Genomic DNA, 20213 nt, shown 5'->3' on the forward strand with positions numbered 1-20213 from the left:
GAGAAGTTATTGGGTAGCACTGACATTACCCAACCAGTTAAGGATCTTCTCCGGGGTGACAGGCACCTCGTTTATGCGCACACCGTAGGGAGCTAGCGCATCTTCAATGGCGGAAACCACTGCGGCTGGCGCAGCCATTCTTCCGCCCTCACCGATACCTTTGACGCCTCGGTACGTGAACGGTGAGGGTGTTTCCATATGGCCCAACCGAATAGCAGGAACGTCCAAGAAGGTGGGTAGAAAGTAGCTTCTGAAATCAGTATTCTGTGGTCGAGCCTGTTCATCAAATGCCAACTCTTCGGTCAGCGCTGTGGCGATCCCTTGGACGGTGGCACCCACCACCTGACCGCGTACCGCGTCAGGGTTCACCACTGTTCCGCAATCGTGCATCACAAAGTAGTCCAGAAACGTTACGGCACCGGTCTGTAGATCCACTTCAACCACGGGAACATGAACAGTGTGACCAACGATCGGGGCGTAATTTCCCCAGTCCGAGCCATCAGCATGCGGCATGCTGGACATTGGATGGTCGTAGGTGTAGGTGCTCTCTAGGCCGCTACGGCATCCATCTGGAAGCCTGAGCGCATGTCCGTTGGCCAGGTGGGCGATGGCGGCCAGTGTTGCAGAGCTTTCGGGGACACCGACGATCGTGAAACAGGCTCGTGAGGGATCCCATATTAGATCCTCCGGGTTTGCTTCCAATAGATGCGCGGCCAGCGGACGCATCTTTTCGATGACTTCGCGGACGGCACCTGCCACCGCTCCCGAGAGCATGACCGTCATCCTGCTGGCCGAGGGGCCCATGGCGGGTCCTGCCATCGAGGTGTCAAGCCGTGAGACAGAGACAGAGTCAGCTGGTACTCCGAGTTCCTCGGCCACCACCGTAGCTGCGATGGTCTCCGTTGGCGTTCCCAGTGACGGTGAATGTAGGGCTACGCGTACTGACCCCTGCGAGTCGATGCGCACGGAAGCTGACTCCGCGGCCGTGGTATTGCGGCCGGGTTCCTGATCGAACATCAACCACAGGGCTGTCCCGCTCTGGACGCTTCGCTCTTGGCAGGAAACCAAACCAATGCCAATGGCACGGGTTGGATCCTTGACCTCGCGCGCCCTAGCCTGACGTTCCCGCCAGAGGTCATAAGACGACTCCTTGAGGGCTCTGTGAAGAGCGGTTGGATAGTCCCCAGAATCGTAAATGTTGCCCGTGGCGGTGCGGTACGGGAACTGTTCAGGTTGCAGCAGGTTCAGTTCCCGGATTGCTACAGCAGACAGACCCAACTCAACCGCGGCCGCATCTACCAGCCGTTCCAGCATGAAGTTGTGAGCCGCTCCGCCAAACCCCCGGTAGGCGGCTTGGGGCACCTTGTTGCTCAGTACAGCGGTGAAATCAAAAGCGAAGGCCGCAATGTCATAGGGACCAGTTGCTTGTGCCAAAGGCTCAGCGTTGTTGATCGGACCCAAGATGAACGCCGAACCGTAGTCTTCTACGACTGAGAACCGAAGCCCCAGCATCTTGCCAGAACTATCCAGAGCAAGTTCGGCATCGTAGGTGCGGTCCTCACCATGGTTATCGCCTCCTACAAGGTTCTCCACGCGACCCTCTACATAGCGCACCGGTCTAGTGGTCAATCGTGAGAATAGTGCACAAATTACCATTGCTCGAGGTTGCCAGAACTTGGCGCCAAAAGCGCCTCCAATGTCGCAGGCAATGCCCTTGATGCGATGCGGGGGCAATCCAAGGGTCGGTCCCAGCGTCCATAGCAGGACGTTACTCTGGTGATTACTCCAAAATGTGAGCTCGTCAACGCCTGGCTGCCATTGTGCAACACAGCCGAACGTCTCCAACGCAGCCCCCGTTTGCCGGGGCCATTTTAGTTTGCGCCGAACAACATGATCCGCGTTTTTGAATACACTTGCGGCGTCTCCGAAGTCGTGCTGTCTATGCATAATCAGGTTGCCAGCAATATTCTCATGAACGAGCGGCGCACCGGAGGCCAAGGCTGCATCTGCACCCGCCACCGGTGGTAGGTCCTCATATTTCACCCTTATGAGCCTGACTGCATCTTCTGCAATGGCGCGGGTTCTGGCGGCAACAGCCACCACGGGCTCGCCCACATGACGGACCTTGTCAGTGGCCAAGGCATGGAGGGGGATATCCAGTGGCGGTTTGTGCATCTGGGCCATGGTGTAGATGCTCGAGGTAGATTTCTGCACGTCTGCGCCGGTGAGAATCGCGTGCACCCCAAGAAGAGATCGTGCCTGTCTCACGTCTATCTCGACAATTCTGGCGTGAGCTTTCGTGCTACGCAGCAACGCTACGTGCAGCATGCCAGGTAGTTGGAGATCGGCGACGAATTTTCCCCCGCCGCGCACATGACGCGCTGACTCGATGGTCTCCCGTGGTTGACCAAATGCGTGAGACGTGTTTGTCTCACGTGGGCTCGGGATTGTTGAGTTCATGAGAGTTCTTCCTCTCGCGCTTGATCCTGTTTTATTAGCGTCGCGGCAAGCTGCACGGACTCGATGATCTGATCGAATCCGGTGCACCGGCATAGGTTTCCATGCATCCAGTCACGAATGACGGCGGGACTGGGGTCGGGGTCATGATCGAGCAGGGATTGGGCGGTTAGTAACATACCCGAAGTGCAGAATCCGCATTGAAGGCCGTGCGCCTGGCGAAACGCCTGTTGCACCGGAGCTAACACTGTGGGTGAGGCAGCGAGACCTTCAATGGTGCCAATGGTGTCTCCCTCGGCTTGTGTTGCGAGCACAAGACAACTTCGTTCCGGGCGGTTGTTGACCAATACCGTGCAGGCCCCGCACACTCCGTGCTCACAGCCAAGGCGCGTGCCGGTCAATCCGCAGTCATCACGCAGCGCATCAGCCAGGGAAGTCCGGTCCTCGAGAAAGACTTCGTGCACAATCCCATTTACCTCAAGTTTCACTGGTCTCATGTGTTACTCCCTATCGCTTCGTCCAAGGCACGGCCTGCGAGTATCGGTGCAACCTGCCCGCGGTAGCCAGCCCGAGCACGTTCGTCATCAAACGGCAGCATGCGACTGCTCAGCTGTGAGAGAAGCTTGGCTCGATCGGCGCCCACCAGCAGGATTGGGGTTGGCGCTGCCCCGAAGACCACAAGCCGCAACTGCCCGGAGGGCTCCCGTACCGCCACCGCACCCACCACAGGCCAGGTGATGTGTGTTTTTCGGATCAGATGGAATCCCGATCCCGTCAACTCGACCTCAGGTATTCGGATACTAACAATCAGCTCTCCTCGCCTCAGGACAGTTTGGTGCTGGCCAATTTGGAGATCCGCGGCATCAAGGATGCGCTCTGTTGTTTCTACTTGGGCATTCAGAACAATTAAAGTGCTGGGTAGTTGGGACGTGGAATCGGCCCAAGCTAAGCTGCCACCCAATGTGGCGCGGCTTCGGATCCCCACCGCTCCCACTGAACCGAGCACTCTGATTAGCAGGGGTGCCGAAGTGGCCACCTCAGGTGAATCGCAGACCTCCCACATGGGTACGCCAGCCCCAATCCTCAAAAATCCATCCGCTTGAGTGATTCCTTGTAGCTCTGCCAATCTGGAGATGTCTACCAGAGAGCTTTCGGACCGTTCCCCGAAGCGCAAAGCGGGAATTATGCTCTGCCCTCCAGCGAGAACTGCAGGCATAGACTCTGAACCAAGCATTCGAGAGGCTTCGCGCAGGTCTGTTGGTCGTTGATATGACAGGGGAGGGAGTTTCATGGCTGACCTAGCCTAGTGTTCACGAAGAAGCGCACCATGTCCGGACAGCTGGTCGGTGATCCCGTTCTCCCGGAGCGCCAGCCACCAGGTTGCAGCATTGATTGAGATCACCGGCTTGCCCAAAGTCTGTTCCATCTCGTCGGCCAAGCCGACCGCCGAGAGGTTCGTTCCCACTTGGACGATGGCATCCACACTATCGTCATCAACCTCATAAATGGCTTCGCGCAGGGTTTCTTTGGGTACCCGCGCAATCGAGACAGCTGTTGGACAGCGCAGCCCCTTGATGTTGGCAACGGGATGCCCAATTTCTTCGAAGAAGCGCACCACGTTTTTGTCCCCCACCTCTTGATAAGGGGAAATAACACCGATTTTTTTGGCACCGAACAATTCCAGTGCCTTTCGGCACGCATCTGCGCCGGTGGCCACGCGCAGTCCAGAAAATGACTCGATTTCCTTGGTGAATTTTATGTTTCCCTCGACCCCACCCCAGAAAGTTTCTGCACTCATCCCCATCACAAGGTAGTCGGGTTCTGCGGTCAGCACACGGGAGCAGGCGTGGTCAATCTCGCCTCGAATCTGCTCCAGCAACGCCTCAAAGGCTGAATCGCTGGTTATTTCTTGGTCCCTGATATGGATCCGACCAACGTGCGCCGTCACGCCCGGAACTGCCATGCGGTAATAGTCGGGCTCAACGACCGTATTCGTGGAGGGAGCAAGCACTCCGAATACTCCTCGCCAGCCAAGTACATCCGTCATGGGGGTTCCTTCCGTTAGGGATCAAATTTTCGATGATTGTATACGATCTAACACATAGTGAACGAAGCTTAGCAATCTGAGGAAAGGAAAATTTGGCACGTTAGTCCATACACTCGCGCTAAAGATTGCATTTCTACTGCGAATCTATCGAACCTTCATGGCCGAGTCAATTGGATTGCATACAATAATATTTTATTTAGCGAGTTTTTCTGTGTGTGGCGAACTTCTGCAACAGCTTCACCGATTCGGGGGTAGTGACTGCTCGAGCGATCGTACGAGCTTCTTCGGCACCTACCTGCGCCCGAGTGGATTCCCAGCCGCCGCGGATGAGCCGGCGAGTTTGCCCCAGCGCGAACTGCGGCCCAGCTGCAAGGTTCCGAGCTAGATCCAGAGCGCGTTCCTTCGCGGGAGAGTCTTCTGCAACTTCAGTGATCAAACCCCAAGCGAGAGCTTCCTCTGCACTCAAGGCCCTATTCATGAGCGCCATCGCTAGGGCCCTCTGTTGTCCGATGGCTCGCGGTAGGAGATACGATGTGCCACAGTCCGGTGTCAGGCCAACCCCTGCGTAGGCCAGCGCGAATTTGGTGGATGGATCTGCAATCACCAAATCGCAACTGAGCATCAGAGCTATTCCAGCCCCTGCCACGGCACCTTGCACGGCGGCGACTACAGGCTTATCCACCTGAGCTAGCTTTCTCAGAGCACTATCTAGTGTTTGTGCGAGCTCTTGTAGATAAGGTGCTTGCTCGTCTGCAGCGAGCACCGAGTGCAAATCTCCGCCGGCACAAAAGCGTGCCCCTGCGCCAGTGATCAAGATGACGCGTGCGTCGTCATTGTCGGAGGCCTTCTCGATTGCCAGTTCCAACTCTTGAGCCGTTGCTTGATCAATCGCGTTGGACTCGTTGGGTCGGTTGAGCTCGATGTGAGCAACGGCGCCCAAGTCCTCGTATCTAATGCGAGCAATGGCAGGGGGTGGATTGGTATTGGCCATGATGGGATCCTTTTCTTGGAAAAAACTGAAATTGTATGCAGTAGTCACCATAACGCCCTTCAATTGGCTATTGACAGACCAACACAGCTTCTGGTTGCATACAACATGTGACCCAGACCATAGCCCCTACCCAGTCCGCCAACTATGTTGGGACCTCCGAACGCAAACACAACGGAGAGAAATTCCTCCGCGGTGAAATGGTGTATATCGACGACATCAGAATCCCGGGAATGCACTTTGCCGGGATCGTACGCAGCCCCCATCCGCATGCCCGGATCAAGTCGGTGGACCTGAGCAAGGCTAGTGTGGCCGAGGGGGTCATCTTTGTCCTCTCCGGAGCGGAAGCAGCAAAACATACCGACCCGATTCCTCATTTCATTGATCCTGAAGCTTTTGGCGGTAAGACCACAGATGTGCGGTGCTTAGCGGTAGACAAAGTTGTGTATGTGGGTGAGCCGGTAGCTGCGATCGTGGCGAGAACCCGCCAGGATGCCGAGGCAGCTGTTGAGTTGGTGGACGTTGAGTATGAGATTCTCCCCTTTGTCATCGATGGCGAGGAGTCACTGCAACCTGACGCGCCACGGATTTACGAACATTGGGATGACAACAAGATCATCAGCATTCCGTTCATTAGCGGAGATACGGAAGCCGTATTCGCCCAGGCAGAGCACATTCTGGAGGATGAACTCAAAATCCAGCGATACTCCACTCAACCGATTGAGCCGCGCGGGTACGTCGCTGTTTACGACTCACGAGAATCAAGCTACACCTTCTATGGTGCCTGCCAGAACCCCCATCCGCTCCGCTGGGTTCTCTCACACACGCTGCGTGTTTCGGAGAATGACGTGCGGGTGATTGCACCAACAGTGGGTGGTGCTTTCGGTTTGAAGATGCACGGGCATCCCGAAGAACCATTGACCTGCATTCTCAGCAAGCTCAGCGGTAAGCCGGTCAAATGGATCGAGGATAGAACCGAGACGATGCTGGTTGGTGCTCGCGAGCAGATGCACCAGTTCAAAGTTTCCTTCACTTCTGCCGGTAAAATAACCGCGCTCAAGGACCATTTTGTTGCCAATGTGGGTGCTTTGGGTGCCCCTCCCGGTTGGGGAATGGTTTTCCTGAGCGGATTGGCCTTCCCCACTGGCTACAAGATCGCCGCCACCGATGTACTGGCTACGGTGGTAGCCAGTAATAAGAGTCCCTGGAATGCCGCACGGGGATATGGCAAAGAAGCAACTGCCTTGGTCATGGAACGCATCATCGATCTGGTGGCTCGCGATCTTGGGATGGATCCGTTGGAAGTCCGCCGCGTCAACCTCATCGAGTCCCATGAGTTCCCGTACAAGACCGCTGGAGGTCTGAACATAGATTCCGGCGACTACCACGCGGCCTTAGACAAGGCAGTGGAGATGATTGGGTTGCCGGCTCTGCGTGCGGAACAGGAAGAGCTGCGCAAAGACAATCGCTATCTCGGCATTGGCTTTGCCTTCGAGCTGACTCCGGAGTCGGGTGACATTCCTGGAACTCTAGTGGGCGGATTCGACACTTCCACGGTGAAGATGGACCCCTCTGGAAAAGTCACCGTCCTGACGGGTGTGACCACTCCCGGTGGCGGAAACGACACCTCCATCCTCCAGATAGTCTCGGACCAAGTTGGCATTGAGATATCCGATGCGAGGATCATTCAAGGCGATACTCTGCTGACGCCCTATGGGTTCGGCAACTATAGCGGGCGAAGTATGGTGACCGGAGGGAACGCCGCCTATTTGGCAGCCAAGGATATCCGCGCGAAGCTTTTGATAATTGCGTCTCGATTGCTCGAAACCGATGAGAGTGACATCGATCTACGGGCAGGCTGGGCCAGAAGTCTCAGCAATCCGGACAAAGCAATCAAGATCTCAGAAATCGCCTACACGGTCTACACTTTGGCTTTCGCCACTGCTACCGGAGTGGAGCCACCCCTTGAGTCAACGCGTGTTTACCAGCCTGAGAACATTCAACATACTCCTGACGCAGAGGGCAAAATAAACATCTACCCGACCTATTCCAATGCCGTGCATGTTGCGGTAGTGGAGGTGGACGCGGACACCGGCCACGTAAAGGTCCGTCGGTTCGGAACCGTTCATGACGCCGGGACTATCATCAACCCGCGTTTTGTGGAAGGTCAAATGGAGGGTGCCACCGCCATGGGAATCGGTGCTGCTTTGATGGAGCACTCGATTCATGACCCAGCGACAGGTCACCTCTCCACCAATCGGTTCAAGACTTACCTCATGCCCCGAGCAAGCGACGTACCCATGTTTGAGTCGGTGCATCAGGTGACCCCCAGTCCATACACAGCGCTAGGCACCAAGGGGGCAGGGGAGGCTGGTGTTGGCGGGGCGCAAGCTGCGGTAACGAACGCAGTGCATGACGCCCTGGCGCCGCTGGGGGTCACGATCCGTCAGATGCCGCTCAATCCACAGAATGTTCTTCACGCCATCATCACTCGGGAAACGGGGAAACAAGCATGATTGCACACCGATTCAAGTATTCATGTCCTCGATCCGCGGAGGAGGCTGCCGCTGAACTCGCGCAGATGGAGGGAGAAGAAACAGCCATTATCAGCGGTGGTACGTGGGTAGTGCCTGAAATGAGTCATCATCTGCGCAGACCCAAGCTGGTCATCGATTTGAAATTAGCTGGACTCGCCGGTGTAAGCGCAGAAGCAGATGCTGTTGTGATTGGTCCCGCTACAACGTACACTCAGCTGGCGCATTCTAAACACACCCCGAATTTTCTGAAAAAGGTTGTAGCTGGAATCACTGGAGGCTCACAGATCCGCAACCGTGGAACCATTGGTGGTTCAGCTTGCTACGCGAACCCTGCCTCGGACATCCCTGGGGCGTTGGTGACAATGAAGGCCTCCTTGCATCTTCGCGCCCATAGCTCCACCAGAATTGTCGAAGCCGCGGATTTCTTTCTCGATGCAAACGTAACGCTCTTAGAACCTGATGAAATATTAGAGTCAATCAGTATCCCCTCCACCAACGACGAAAACCTTTTTTCCTACGCAAAGTTTAAAACTGCCCAAGGAAGCTGGCCAATAGTCACTATCGGTTGCATTGCATCCGAGGACGGCGTGGCGCGGCGAGTAATCGTGGGCGGTGCTGGAGCCATTCCGTTTGCGGTGGACCTAGACGGGCAGGAGAGCGAGGACGAAGTCCTCCAGCGGGTACATGCTGCAATGCGCCAGCCTTGGAGTGACGTGTTCGCCACCGCTGATACCCGGCGTCATATTGCAGGAGTCATGACACAACGTGCCGTACGAGAAATTGCCGCAGCTAAAAATGGAGAAAAATCATGACCAACCCACAGCAAAACCTTCCCGTAAATGTGGTTGTCAACGGTGTTAGGCACCAGGTTGAGGTTGACCCACGCCTGGCGTTGGTCGACTTCTTGCGTGAGGATCTGGAATTGACCGGAACTAACGTAGGCTGCCGCACTGGTGATTGCGGTGCCTGCACTGTGACTGTTGACGGAGAGGTGGTTAAATCGTGCCTTTCTCTAGCGGTCAGTGCCGACGGCAGTGAGATTCGTACCATCGAAGGCTTCGCCGGAGAAGGGGAAGAGCTCTCTCCCATCCAGAGCGCATTCTGGAACGAGTTCGGTTTCCAGTGCGGGTATTGCCTTCCTGGGATGCTTTTTTGTACCGAGGAACTGCTAGGCGAAAACGCTGACCCCAGTGAAGCCGATATTAGACACGCTATTGATGGCAACTTGTGCCGCTGCACTGGATATCACGGAATAGTTCGGTCGGTACAGACCGCTGCTGCGGCCACCCGCACCTGCAACCGTAAACGAGTGAGTGAATAGAGCAAATCATCCACCCCGGCCACGCTAGGGGAGTCATTGGTAGCCACCCCGGCAGAATGGAAGCAATGCGAACCGTTGTCATAGAAAACCCTGGTAACGCCGATGACATGGTGGTTAGGGAGTCATTGCGCCCTGTCCCCGGTGCCGGAGAAATTTTAGTGCAAGTAGAAGCCGCGGGTGTCAATTTCATTGATATTTACCGACGCTCCGGCGCCTACCCGGTGGACTATCCCCATGTTCCCGGCCTTGAAGGTGCGGGAGTTGTCATTGAGCTTGGCGACGGCGTGAGGGATTTCGAGCTCGGTACCCGCGTTGCTTGGGTGTGGGTGCCGGGTTCTTACGCCGAGATGCTCGTTGTTCCTGTGGCAGCGGCGATACTCGTGGAAAGCTCAGTCGACAGCGTGACAGCGGCAGCCGGCCTTCTCCAAGGTATGACAGCTCAGTTTCTGACCGACTCAACTTTTGCAGTTTCCAGAGACCACACCCTATTGGTGCATGCCGCAGCGGGTGGAGTTGGGTTGATGCTGACCCAGCTGGCTGCCGCACGAGGCGCGCGCGTCATTGGGACGGTATCCAGCGACCACAAGAAGTCACTGGCGCACGCGGCAGGTGCCGAGCATGTCATTCGCTACGACTTGCTTGCCGATATAACACAGCAACTACCTACGTTGGTCCGCGATTTGACCGGTGGTGTGGGTGTTGACGTGGTCTACGACGGTGTCGGAGCGACAACGTTTGACGCATCGTTGGCTTCATTGAAGCCACACGGACTCCTTGTACTGTACGGGCAGGCCTCCGGCCCTGTCCCGCCTCTGGATCTGGGCCGGCTTAACACCGCCGGGTCGCTGTATGTGACCCGGCCAAACCTAAGGCACTTCATTTCCAACCGCAGTGACTTGGAACATCTGAGCGGTAAGGTCATGGATTCTATTGCGAACAAGGTCATTGATGTCCAAATTTCTCGTTCCTTCCCCCTGGACCAAGCTCCAGCAGCGCATCGTTTTCTGGAGAGTAGACAGAGCACAGGCAAGGTTGTTCTGACCACGGTTTCGAACCGTGAGCATGCGGTAAATGTAACGAGTCTGCGTTAGTGCTTGATTTTTTACACAGTGGCCGTGAACGTTCACACCACCTTCGGTGGAGTTCTAAAGAGTTATGGGAGGTGCTTTTAGATGCGTGATGTACTGGCCGAGCTTAAAACGGAGTGGGAACTCGGGAACACCACAGGGTTGGCAACAGTGGTCAGAACGTTCCAATCCGCTCCGCGTCCCGCTGGGGCTTCCATGCTCGTTACTGGCGACGGACGAGCTGTGGGATCGGTATCCGGCGGCTGCGTGGAAGGTGCGGTGTATGAGTTGGCCAGAGAAATGGAGCACACCGGCACTGCGGTCCTGCAACGCTACGGGGTGAGCGACGACGACGCGTTCTCTGTGGGGCTTACATGTGGCGGCATCCTAGATATCTTTATTGAACCTGTAAGCCCGGCAACGTTTCCCCGGTTGGAGGAGGTCTGGGCTGACATCGGTGCAGGAAGGCCGGTCGCCGTAGCTACAGTCATTAAGCACCCGTCGGATGGCTGGGTGGGCCGACGGATGGTGGTGCGCCCTGATGATATCGACGGTTCTCTTGGTCACCCACTCGCCGATCACGCCGTCGCCGAGGACGCGCGTGGACTGTTGGCCGCGGGCCGCACTACAACTTTAGGCTATGGCCCTCAAGGACAACGACGGGGTGAGGGAATGGAAGTCTTTGTGGCCAGCTATGCCCCGCGACCGCGAATGCTCATCTTCGGCGCCATTGACTTTGCCGCGGCTGTGGCGAGCCAAGGATCGCTCCTGGGTTACCATGTGACGGTCTGTGATGCACGTAGCATCTTCGCCACGGCTGCCCGGTTTCCGGGCGCGGACGAAGTGATCGTGGACTGGCCGCACAGGTACTTGAGCCACCAGCTAGAGGCTGGCCAGCTGGACGGACGCACTGTGATCTGCGTCCTGACCCACGACCCCAAGTTTGATGTCCCCTTGTTGGAGATTGCTCTTCGTATTCCGACGCTGGCTTATGTGGGGGCCATGGGGTCAAGGCGTACCCATGAGGACCGTATGGAACGGTTAGTGCAGGCGGGCCTACACGCGGAGGAACTCGCGCGACTGAGTAGTCCAATTGGCCTTAGCCTGGGGTCCCGTACGCCACAAGAAACGGCTGTCTCGATCGTTGCAGAGATAATAGCTAAACAGTGGGGTGGTACTGGAGCGCCGCTGAGCGCAATTTCCGGATCGATTCACAGTTCCGCCGCCGGGTCATAGTCACGTACCTGCCAGTAGCCATGGGTGCGATTCTCTGCACCATGGAGTGATGGAGTGATGGAGTTGCTTCGCCTGCGGGACTCCATGATGCTGCCTGCGTGTGGAGACAGAAAAATCTAAGGGTTGGAGTTCGCGGTGACTACGGCGTTCTTGGCGGCCAGAATGTGAACTCGCATAACAGCTTCGGCCCATTCCCCGTCGCGGGCTTTTGCAGCTGCGACGAGTTCGGCATGGTGTTGCATGCTTCGCTTGAGTTCCTCAGGGGTGTAGCTCATGAAGGTGTGTGCCACCATTGTTGGCCGGAGAATTGCCCGCAGAGCAATAGAAAGGTGTCTGTTTCCACACTGTTCTACGAATATGCCATGAAATGCACCATTGAGAGCGCTCAGCTCACTGTGCCGGCCAGCCTGCACGGCGTCTTCCATTTGTTGTGCCAGCAGCCCCAGTCGCTCAACGTCCTCCTCTGTGAGACGGGGCACTGAGAGAAGGGCGGCATGGGGTTCAAACCCAGCGCGAACGTCATAAAGGTCTGCGATGTCCCCGGCAGTGAAGGAGACAACCTGTGCTCCCTTGTTGCGGCTGATTTCGACCAGGCCTTCCGCTGCCAACCTGTTAAGCGCCTCGCGAATAGGTGTCCGGCTGACTCCGATGCGCTCTGCCAGGGTTTTTTCCCGCAGCCAAGCCCCTGGCTGCAAAATACCCGAAGCAAGCATGGAGCGCAGCTGAGCGTAAGCGCTCTCGTCGGCGTTCTGCCCGAAGTCGTTATCCGGTGGAGTGGAATCGGTGTTCATGACGGTTGCACCTCAATACTTGGCGATTGGTTCTAGTCACAGAAAGGCAAGGATGCCGTCGGGGACGTTACCGGAAATTGTGGTTGTATGCAATATTAAGGTGACAACTGGGCCTCAGCGCTTGTACTGCGCTGGTGCTGTCAGGTTATGTTCAGCGCTGACAGCACCGCACAGTTCAAGCCGTCTAGGCCCCGCTAAGGAGTCTGAACGCTTTTGATATAGGCGATGGTTGCTTCACTGTCCATCACTTCAGCATATTTGGCTTGAAGGTCGTACAGTGAAGCGTTGTGCACAGTCTCGTTGCGATCCACCACACCGTCACGGACCACTATAGGAACGAAACCATGTTGAATGGCATCCACAGCCGTTGCTCTGATGCAGCCGCTGGTGCTGGTGCCCACAATGATGAGGGTGTCCACGCCCCGAGCTTGAAGCATGGAACTGAGGCTTGTTCCGAAAAAGGCGCTCGCATATTGCTTGGTGATCACAGTTTCTTCAGGCAAGGCCCCGACCTCGGGCATGAGCAGCCCATTTCTTGTCTCCCCGATGAGGCTTCTCAAGGCAGGGATCTTCTTGACAAACATGCCGCCATCCAAGGCATCAGGACTGTAACGAACGATCGTGTGAATCACAGGCACTGCGCTTTGTCGGGCTGCTGCGATAACTGACGCCACTACGCTCAAACAGTCTGTTGAGGGCAGACATAAGGAGCTTTCTGGATCGAAGTAAGCGCGCATTAGATCGATCGAGATCATGGCAGGGCTTCGTCCAGGCACCAGAGTCCCATTGAAGCCATCGCTGAAGTTCTCCGTCACTTCCATCACACTGCCAATGGTGGGATCGGTGCTGGCAGTCCAGTTTCTGCCAGACAGTTAGCCAGTAATGATTCCATGTCCCCACCCCTATTGAACAGAGGCAACGGTTCAGAACGGGTTGATCGGAGTTGTGTACGCAGTTCCTGCGTTGCAACAGAGTCGAGTTCCCCCTCTTCACTGCACACCACACCGTTGCGCCGAGCGCCGTCGGCCGTTACCAGTCCGCGCCGCACCTCTTTGCACACTAGCTCAGGATCCCGCTCCAAAGGATCTCCCCAGCCACCTCCGCCCCACGTCACGAAGTGTAGGACATCGTTTTTGCCAACGGACACATCGTGCACTTTGCTGGGCAATATCTCCTTGGTACCGTCTGCCCTGTCGATCCATTTTTTGCCACGGTCGCCAGGCTCGCCACCCTTAACTCCCCATGGATACGTCAGCCAGCGGTCGTCGTGGATAGCGATGGTGCCAGGTTCCAGGAACCGGTAGGCCACGTCAACGCCGTTTCCGCCGCGGTGTAATCCTGCGCCGCCGGAGTCTGCGATTGTCTCCCAGCAGTCCACCACCAGCGGGTAATAAGACTCAAGATATTCGCAGGGAATGTTGACAAAGGAAGGCCACAACGAATGACCGTCGGGGCCATCGCCCATGGGCCGTCCAGGTATGCCACCGAAGCCGATGGAATAGAGCTGGAACCATTCACCTTTGCGCTCGCCACCACTGTAGTTGCCGGAGTACATGAAGTGAGGTGAAGAAGAGAAGCCGGCGGCGTTTAGTAGATCTGGGTTAGCTTGGCCCAGCAATCCTCCGAAAAGATCGAAGAGGCGGCCGATTCCATGGTTTCTTCCGTTGAGGGCAGCCGGGTATTGGGGCTTCCAGAATGAATTGTCTGGGATCTCAACATCCACTAACGGATAAAAACCGTCATTCCAGAGAATTTGTGGGTCCGCCACGGTGATCATGTAGATGCCAAAGAACATACGGATGAGATTTTCATTGATGTAATAGTTGATGGGGCCCTGGGCTTGGGGGCTGCTACCGGTGAGGTCAATCAGCACCTTGTCTCCGGTGCGGGTGATTGCCATGGTGAGCTCGTACGGACCGTACCCGCGGCCATCATCATCAATATAGTCGGTGAAAGAAAGAGTTTCCCCTTCCTTGAACACCAGCGCAAGCAGGACCTTCATTGCTCGGTAGTTGCGGTCTAGCAGGGCATTTAGTGCAGAAGTGTAGCTATCTACACCAAAACGTGCGCACATCTCCTGTACCCGCCGCGAAGCAGTTCGGCACGCCGCCACAATCCCATTGAGATCAGCCCGGTTCCAGTCAGGTTTGCGGACCTGGTTCAAAATGATCCCCAATGAGGTCTCGTCGCGTTCCCCCTTCTTGTAGAGCTTGAAAGGAGGAATAATAACGCCTTCTTCGAAGATGGTGCGTGCGTCCGTTGGCATGGACGCCGGAGTCTTGCCGCCAACGTCTGTCATATGGCCAAATTGGGATGCCCACCCGACGATCCGCCCTTCATAGAAGATGGGCATGACCACGAGCCAGTCGTTGGCATGGCTGATCGCAGCTCCACATGAGTAGGGGTCCGAGGTCATCAGCACATCCCCTTCTTCGATGGTCCCCTTGAAGTTCTCTAAGAAGTCCGGAATGGACAAGCCGAACTGCCCTACAATCATTTTTCCGGCAGGATCGGCGATCAATGGGAACTCATCATGTTGTTCCCGAATTCCCGGGCTCAGTGCGGTGCGAAACAGAGTCTCATCCATTTCGTAGCGGGCGCTGCGGAGCGCATTTTCGATCAGGTCAAGGGTTACAATGTCCACGTCCACTGCATTGAGGGGTTGTGTGGCGGTTTCAATTAGCGTTGCCATGGAGTCAGTCCTTTGTCGTTTCAGGGTCTTCAATGGGGCGGATCAGGAGGCTGCCGTGCGGGTGAACGGTTGCGGTGTGACCCGGGAGAACCAGCGTTGTGGAGTCCATTTCGGTAATGACGGCGGGTCCTGGAACCACGTTCCCTGCCTTGAGCAGACCTCGGTCATAAATAACGGCTGGGAGGTTGCTCCCATCTACGAAGATTGTGTGCTTGCTGAGTTCTGCAAGGTAGGGATCGGAACCGCTAGCCTCGAGGGTCACTGACGCTACTTCGGGCCGGGGCCCGCTGACTGTAGCTCGGGCGGTCACAAATTCGTGCTCATTGTCCAGCAAAAAGGCGAACAGTCTTTCGTGCTCGGTGTTGAACTGGGAACGAAGATGGGTTAGGCCATTCCCGTTGCGGAAAGTGCTCAGATCTACCGTGATGGGGATTTCGAATCCTTGACCGTGGTACCGCATGTCCGCCGAATAGGCGACTGTCAGGTCCTTCTCATCGAGACCGGCTGCAAGAAGCGATTCGCGGGCATTAGCTTCGAGGTCTTTCAAAATATCGTAGACCAGCTCGTCGCTGAGTTCGCTAAAGCGCTGGACCAAGGTGCGGGCAGATTCGTCACGCAGACTAGTGGTCGCGTCCCCGTAGGCGCACAGGACACCCGGCGACGGCGGGATGATGACCGGCCAGGCTCCGGTCAGTTTTCCAAGGGCGTTGGCGTGCAATGGCCCGGCCCCTCCGAAAGCCACCAAAGCGAAATCTCGTGGATCAAATCCTTGTTGAGTTGATACGAGCTTCAGTGCGCCGTAGATGTTTTCATTGACGATGTGGATGATGCCCTCGGCAGCGCTTTCTACCCCGTCCATTCCGATGGCTTCGGAGATGGTCTTCACAGCAGTTCCGGCCGCCTCAACGTCTAGACCTATTTCTCCGCCGGCTAGTTGGGGCAGAAGGTAGCCCAGGACAACATTCGCGTCGGTGACGGTGGGGTCCACCCCGCCGCGGCTGTATGAGGCGGGTCCCGGGGATGCACCTGCTGATTGAGGACCCACGCGCAGGGCCTGAGTTAGCGGGGGTACATGAGCGATCGAACCTCCACCGGCTCCAACGGTTCGAACGTCTACTGAGGTGGCACGTACTGTCAGGTCACCAACGGTGGTCTCGCGGCCTATGCGCGGTGTCAAGTTTTGCACAAGTGCCACGTCAGTGGACGTACCTCCCATGTCAAAAGTCAGCAAGTTAGAGAACCCCGCTTGTTCGGCAGCCCACACGGCACCGGTAACCCCTCCTGCTGGTCCGGAAAGCAATAAGGACACTGGGTTGTTCGCGGCCACCTTGCCCGAAACCAGTCCGCCGTCGCTGCGCAGGATTGATAATTGAGCGTTGATCCCCGCTTCGCCCAGCTTGCTCTCGAGATTGCCAACATAACGGGATACTTGACCCTGAACATAAGCGTTAGCGACTGTGGTGATAGTGCGTTCATACTCGCGAAGTTCGGGAAGAACTACTGAGGATTGGGACACGGGGATCCCGGGGAGTTCTTCGGCGGCGATCTGGGCAATACGGGACTCATGGTGCCCATAGGCGTAGGAGTTGATCAGGCTGATACTTAGGGCCTCGATGCCTTTTTTCTTTAGCTTGCGGAGCTGGGTCCTAACGTCTTCTTCGTCTAAAGGCGTGAGCACTTCGCCGTTGGTGGTCACCCGTTCAATGACTTCAACGGTGTCTTCAAGGTCTGCGAGTGGTTCAGGTTTGGGCCAAATGATCCATCCTGCCAGCCCCCCGGGAACGAACGATCGGGCGATCTGCAGGACCTGGCGGAAGCCCTTAGTTGTTACCAAGCCAACGCGGGCACCCTTTTTTTCAAGAATGGCGTTGGTGGCTACAGTTGTGCCGTGGAGGACTTCGTACACTTCTGAGAGCCCGATGTTGGCAGCTGAACAGACCTGTTCAATGCCGTGGAGCACGCCGATGGACTGGTCCTCGGGCGTGGAGGCGGTTTTGAATCGGTGAGTTTCCCCGGTCTCTTCGTTGATCAGCAAAATGTCCGTGAAGGTGCCGCCAACATCTACACCTAGTCGAAATGCCATCAGTTCTCCTCAATATCTGTCTCTGCTCTATGTCTCGCGCTGGTGCGCCGCTGAGCTGGGCCGTAAAGTAAAAAAGATTTTTTGTATCATCCAGGGCTGCCCGTAACGGGCCACTTCCTTGGATCCGGTACTTAGTGAGTGCCCGCACTGTTAGATGCTGTAATGCAGATCACATTAACTCAGATTCAGGCTAAAGTCATACCGGCCTGCTGTCAACTAGATTGCATACGATTTTGTGGAAATATTCAGAATTTTCTTGACTCCCAGCGGTAATTCTGCAAAGTTGTATACATCTTCACTGTTCGTATTCAACAGTTGAACAACTTCGCAATCGCCAAAGCCGTTTCCCAGGAGGGCTGCTATGACCGCCAACATTGAAGTTAAATCCGGTTCAGGACCCCTGTCGGGCCTGCGAGTTATTGAGATGGGCCAGTTGCTTGCAGGGCCCTTCTGTGGCCAGATGCTAGGCGATTTAGGAGCGGATGTCGTCAAAATTGAGGACCCCACCAAAGGCGATCCGCTTCGGCAATGGGGCCGGCAGCTACCTGAGGGGCAGTCGCTCTGGTGGTCGATTGTGGGACGCAACAAACGTTCCGTTACCCTAAATCTGCGCGAGCCCGAGGCGCAGGATATAGCTCGAAAGTTGCTCTCTACGGCCGATGTTCTTATCGAGAACTTCCGTCCAGGGACCATGGAGCGGTGGGGTATGGGCTACTCCGATCTGAAGGAACTGAATCCGAAACTCATTATGGTGAGGGTTTCCGGGTTTGGCCAGGACGGGCCCTACTCCCAACGAGCAGGGTATGGTGCGATAGGCGAGGCTATGGGTGGCCTCAGGTATGTGGTGGGTGATCCGTCCATGCCACCATCACGTGTTGGCATCTCAATTGGTGATACTCTCGCGGCATTGTTCGCAACCATAGGGGCGTTGGCGGCTGTCCATGAACGTGAGACCAGCGGGCATGGTCAGGTGGTGGATTCTTCAATTTATGAGGCAGTCCTAGGCGTGATGGAATCACTTGTGCCGGAATGGCAAGTATCCGGATACCAGCGTGAACGTACCGGCGCTATTCTCCCCAACGTCGCTCCTAGCAACGTATACCCCACTAAAGACGGGAAATGGGTGCTGATCGCCGCCAATCAAGACACAGTGTTCGGCCGATTGGCTGTTGCCATCAATCAGCCCGAGCTGGCCTCCGATGCGCGCTATGCAACACACGGTGCCCGCGGAGAACGTCAAGAGGAACTGGACGGGATAATCGGTGAGTTTACTTCCACGCAGATGGCAGAAGACCTAGAAGCTTTGTTGGAGAAGCATGGAGTCCCTGCAGGAAAGATATTCCGGCCTGTGGATATGCTCAGTGATCCACAGTATTTGGCCCGTGAGTCCATCATTTCAGTAGACCACCCTGTCCTGGGACCTGTCTCAATGCAAAACGTCTTCCCAAAGCTGAGCCGTACTACAGGCACCGTACGGTGGCCCGGCCCCGCACTGGGACAACATACTCAAGAGGTCCTCTCCGAGCTAGGGATCTCGGATTCTGACTTGTCAGCACTGCGAACTAGGGGTCTTGCATGAGTCTTCCACAACTGCCATCTTCTATTCGACTCGTTGAAGTCGGCCTGCGTGACGGCCTGCAATCGGTTGTTGAGCCAGTGCCCACCGGGGACAAAGTAGAACTGGTTCATATGTTGATCGATGCTGGAGTTCGGGAGATAGAGGCCGTCTCTTTTGCCCATCCGAGGGTTTTGCCGCAACTAGCAGATGCCAGTGAAGTCATGGCGGCCGTGCCGCGACTCCCCGGCGTTGTTTATAGGGGTTTAGCTCCCAATCTCCGTGGCGCACAGCGTGCAGCGGACTGCGGATTGGATGAGCTTGTCGTGGTGGTCTCAGCGGACACCGAAGTCAGCATACGCAACCAAGGTATGAATGTAGATGAAGTCTTGGCGGACCTTGCCAAAATTGGTGAATTGACGCAGTCGGTCGGCACACGTCTGGTTGTTGCCGTCGCGTGTGCGTTCTTTGCGCCAGCTCGCGGGCCTGTCAGCAAGGAAGAGCGGCTTCGCGTGGTGGAGGCTGCCATTGAGGCAGGCGCCAGCGGTGTCTACCTCGCTGCCACTTCGGGTGAAGAACATCCCGGTGAAATCTACGACGGCGTTGCGCAAGTGTGCCAGGACTATCCCGAGTTGGATGTGGGAGTGCACCTTCACAACCGCAACGGCTTCGCTCCGGCCAACGCTCTTGCATCCATGATGGCTGGAGCCAGCTGGCTAGAAGGATCCTTCGGCGGGTTGGGAGGGGACATGTGGTTCCCCGGAGATCCTGCAGTCTTGGGCAACGCGGCTTTAGAGGACCTGATCCACTTGTGTGATGGGCTGGGGATAGCAACGGGGATTGACCTTGAGAAATATATGAAGGTCTCGGACCGAATCGCTGAACTTACTGGCCGTCCGTCAGCATCCTTCGTCTCTCGTGGGGGCACCCGGAACGACCTGGCCGCGGCCCGTTGGCCCGAGAACAATTAAACGGTGACAACAACGTATCGGGGCACTGGAACCCAAATAGCTGACACTTCTCTGTGCTGAATCAGTTGTTCATGGCACACGATGGAGCGTAGGAGAGGGTTCTGCGATAACGCCAGTTGTTACTGGTGGTGTTTTCTGCAGTAGGAAATATATACATACCAAGTGCAATGAAAGGAAGGTCATGGCGAAGACGTTGGCCGAAAAAGTGTGGCGTGATCATGTTGTCCGTCAGGGTGAAGGCGTGGGCGATGCTGCTCAGCCTGATCTTCTTTACATTGATCTTCACTTGGTCCACGAGGTCAGCTCCCCGCAGGCCTTTGAGGGTTTGCGGTTGGCTGGCCGTCCGCTGCGCCGCCCCGATTTGACTATTGCTACGGAGGATCACAACACTCCCACGTTGGCCATTGACCGTCCTATTGCTGATCTGACGAGCCGTACGCAGATCCAGACTTTGCGTAATAACTGCGC

Annotated in this window: 17 protein-coding genes; 8 read left to right on the plus strand and 9 right to left on the minus strand. The window is 56.2% G+C overall.

Annotation, left to right across the window (positions count from 1 at the left end; genetic code table 11):
• Positions 1-6: 6 nt before the first annotated feature.
• The 5 genes from ABIB48_RS17475 to ABIB48_RS17495 form a co-directional block, all read right to left on the minus strand.
• Positions 7-2553: a xanthine dehydrogenase family protein molybdopterin-binding subunit gene (locus ABIB48_RS17475; protein ID WP_354213761.1), complete on the minus strand. Its 2547-nt coding sequence runs from the start codon at positions 2551-2553 to the stop codon at positions 7-9.
• Positions 2457-2954 (minus strand): (2Fe-2S)-binding protein, encoded by a 498-nt coding sequence (locus ABIB48_RS17480; protein WP_354213762.1) that lies wholly within the window; start codon positions 2952-2954, stop codon positions 2457-2459. Before ABIB48_RS17480 ends, ABIB48_RS17475 begins: the two co-directional genes overlap by 97 nt.
• Positions 2951-3748: an FAD binding domain-containing protein gene (locus tag ABIB48_RS17485; protein WP_354213763.1), complete on the minus strand. Its 798-nt coding sequence runs from the start codon at positions 3746-3748 to the stop codon at positions 2951-2953. The genes ABIB48_RS17480 and ABIB48_RS17485 overlap by 4 nt, the downstream gene beginning before the upstream one ends.
• A 12-nt stretch (positions 3749-3760) precedes the next feature.
• The gene (locus tag ABIB48_RS17490) at positions 3761-4504 is read right to left on the minus strand and encodes a maleate cis-trans isomerase family protein (protein ID WP_110107553.1); all 744 of its coding nucleotides are present in this window, start codon (positions 4502-4504) and stop codon (positions 3761-3763) included.
• A 196-nt stretch (positions 4505-4700) separates the two neighbouring features.
• The gene (locus ABIB48_RS17495; protein ID WP_354213764.1) at positions 4701-5495 is read right to left on the minus strand and encodes an enoyl-CoA hydratase/isomerase family protein; all 795 of its coding nucleotides are present in this window, start codon (positions 5493-5495) and stop codon (positions 4701-4703) included.
• A 107-nt stretch (positions 5496-5602) separates the two neighbouring features.
• Here ABIB48_RS17495 and ABIB48_RS17500 point away from each other — a divergent pair, with 107 nt between their 5' ends.
• The 5 genes from ABIB48_RS17500 (at position 5603) to ABIB48_RS17520 (ending at position 11653) form a co-directional block, all read left to right on the plus strand.
• Positions 5603-8008 carry a xanthine dehydrogenase family protein molybdopterin-binding subunit gene (locus tag ABIB48_RS17500; RefSeq protein WP_354213765.1) on the plus strand — a complete coding sequence of 802 codons (2406 nt, stop codon included), beginning with the start codon at positions 5603-5605 and terminating at the stop codon, positions 8006-8008.
• Positions 8005-8841: an FAD binding domain-containing protein gene (locus tag ABIB48_RS17505; RefSeq protein ID WP_110107549.1), complete on the plus strand. Its 837-nt coding sequence runs from the start codon at positions 8005-8007 to the stop codon at positions 8839-8841. The genes ABIB48_RS17500 and ABIB48_RS17505 overlap by 4 nt, the downstream gene beginning before the upstream one ends.
• Positions 8838-9350 (plus strand): (2Fe-2S)-binding protein, encoded by a 513-nt coding sequence (locus ABIB48_RS17510; protein ID WP_110107547.1) that lies wholly within the window; start codon positions 8838-8840, stop codon positions 9348-9350. Before ABIB48_RS17505 ends, ABIB48_RS17510 begins: the two co-directional genes overlap by 4 nt.
• A gap of 65 nt (positions 9351-9415) precedes the next feature.
• A complete protein-coding gene (locus tag ABIB48_RS17515; protein ID WP_110107545.1) occupies positions 9416-10441 on the plus strand; it encodes a quinone oxidoreductase family protein in 1026 nt (341 codons plus the stop codon).
• 81 nt (positions 10442-10522) lie between these two features.
• Entirely contained in the window at positions 10523-11653 is a 1131-nt protein-coding gene (locus ABIB48_RS17520) for an XdhC family protein (protein WP_110107543.1), read from the plus strand.
• 116 nt (positions 11654-11769) lie between these two features.
• Here the strand turns inward: ABIB48_RS17520 and ABIB48_RS17525 are convergent, their stop codons facing one another.
• The 4 genes from ABIB48_RS17525 to ABIB48_RS17540 form a co-directional block, all read right to left on the minus strand.
• Complete coding sequence (locus tag ABIB48_RS17525; protein WP_110107541.1) at positions 11770-12444, minus strand: GntR family transcriptional regulator; 675 nt, start codon at positions 12442-12444, stop codon at positions 11770-11772.
• 194 nt (positions 12445-12638) lie between these two features.
• Complete coding sequence (locus tag ABIB48_RS17530; RefSeq protein WP_110107539.1) at positions 12639-13265, minus strand: isochorismatase family protein; 627 nt, start codon at positions 13263-13265, stop codon at positions 12639-12641.
• Positions 13265-15136 (minus strand): hydantoinase B/oxoprolinase family protein, encoded by a 1872-nt coding sequence (locus ABIB48_RS17535; RefSeq protein ID WP_110107537.1) that lies wholly within the window; start codon positions 15134-15136, stop codon positions 13265-13267. Before ABIB48_RS17535 ends, ABIB48_RS17530 begins: the two co-directional genes overlap by 1 nt.
• A gap of 4 nt (positions 15137-15140) precedes the next feature.
• Positions 15141-17219 (minus strand): hydantoinase/oxoprolinase family protein, encoded by a 2079-nt coding sequence (locus ABIB48_RS17540; RefSeq protein WP_110107535.1) that lies wholly within the window; start codon positions 17217-17219, stop codon positions 15141-15143.
• A gap of 361 nt (positions 17220-17580) precedes the next feature.
• Between ABIB48_RS17540 and ABIB48_RS17545 the strand changes: the two genes are divergently transcribed.
• From ABIB48_RS17545 to ABIB48_RS17555, 3 genes are all read left to right on the plus strand, one after another.
• The gene (locus ABIB48_RS17545) at positions 17581-18798 is read left to right on the plus strand and encodes a CaiB/BaiF CoA transferase family protein (RefSeq protein ID WP_110107533.1); all 1218 of its coding nucleotides are present in this window, start codon (positions 17581-17583) and stop codon (positions 18796-18798) included.
• Positions 18795-19745, plus strand: coding sequence for a hydroxymethylglutaryl-CoA lyase (locus ABIB48_RS17550; RefSeq protein WP_110107531.1), 951 nt, complete (start codon positions 18795-18797; stop codon positions 19743-19745). Before ABIB48_RS17545 ends, ABIB48_RS17550 begins: the two co-directional genes overlap by 4 nt.
• A 181-nt stretch (positions 19746-19926) precedes the next feature.
• The coding region (locus tag ABIB48_RS17555) for an aconitase family protein (protein ID WP_354213766.1) at positions 19927-20213 on the plus strand (287 nt) is incomplete at its 3' end.

It is taken from the genome of Arthrobacter sp. UYCu511, assembly GCF_040547105.1.
Taxonomy (GTDB): Bacteria; Actinomycetota; Actinomycetes; order Actinomycetales; family Micrococcaceae; genus Specibacter; species Specibacter psychrochitiniphilus.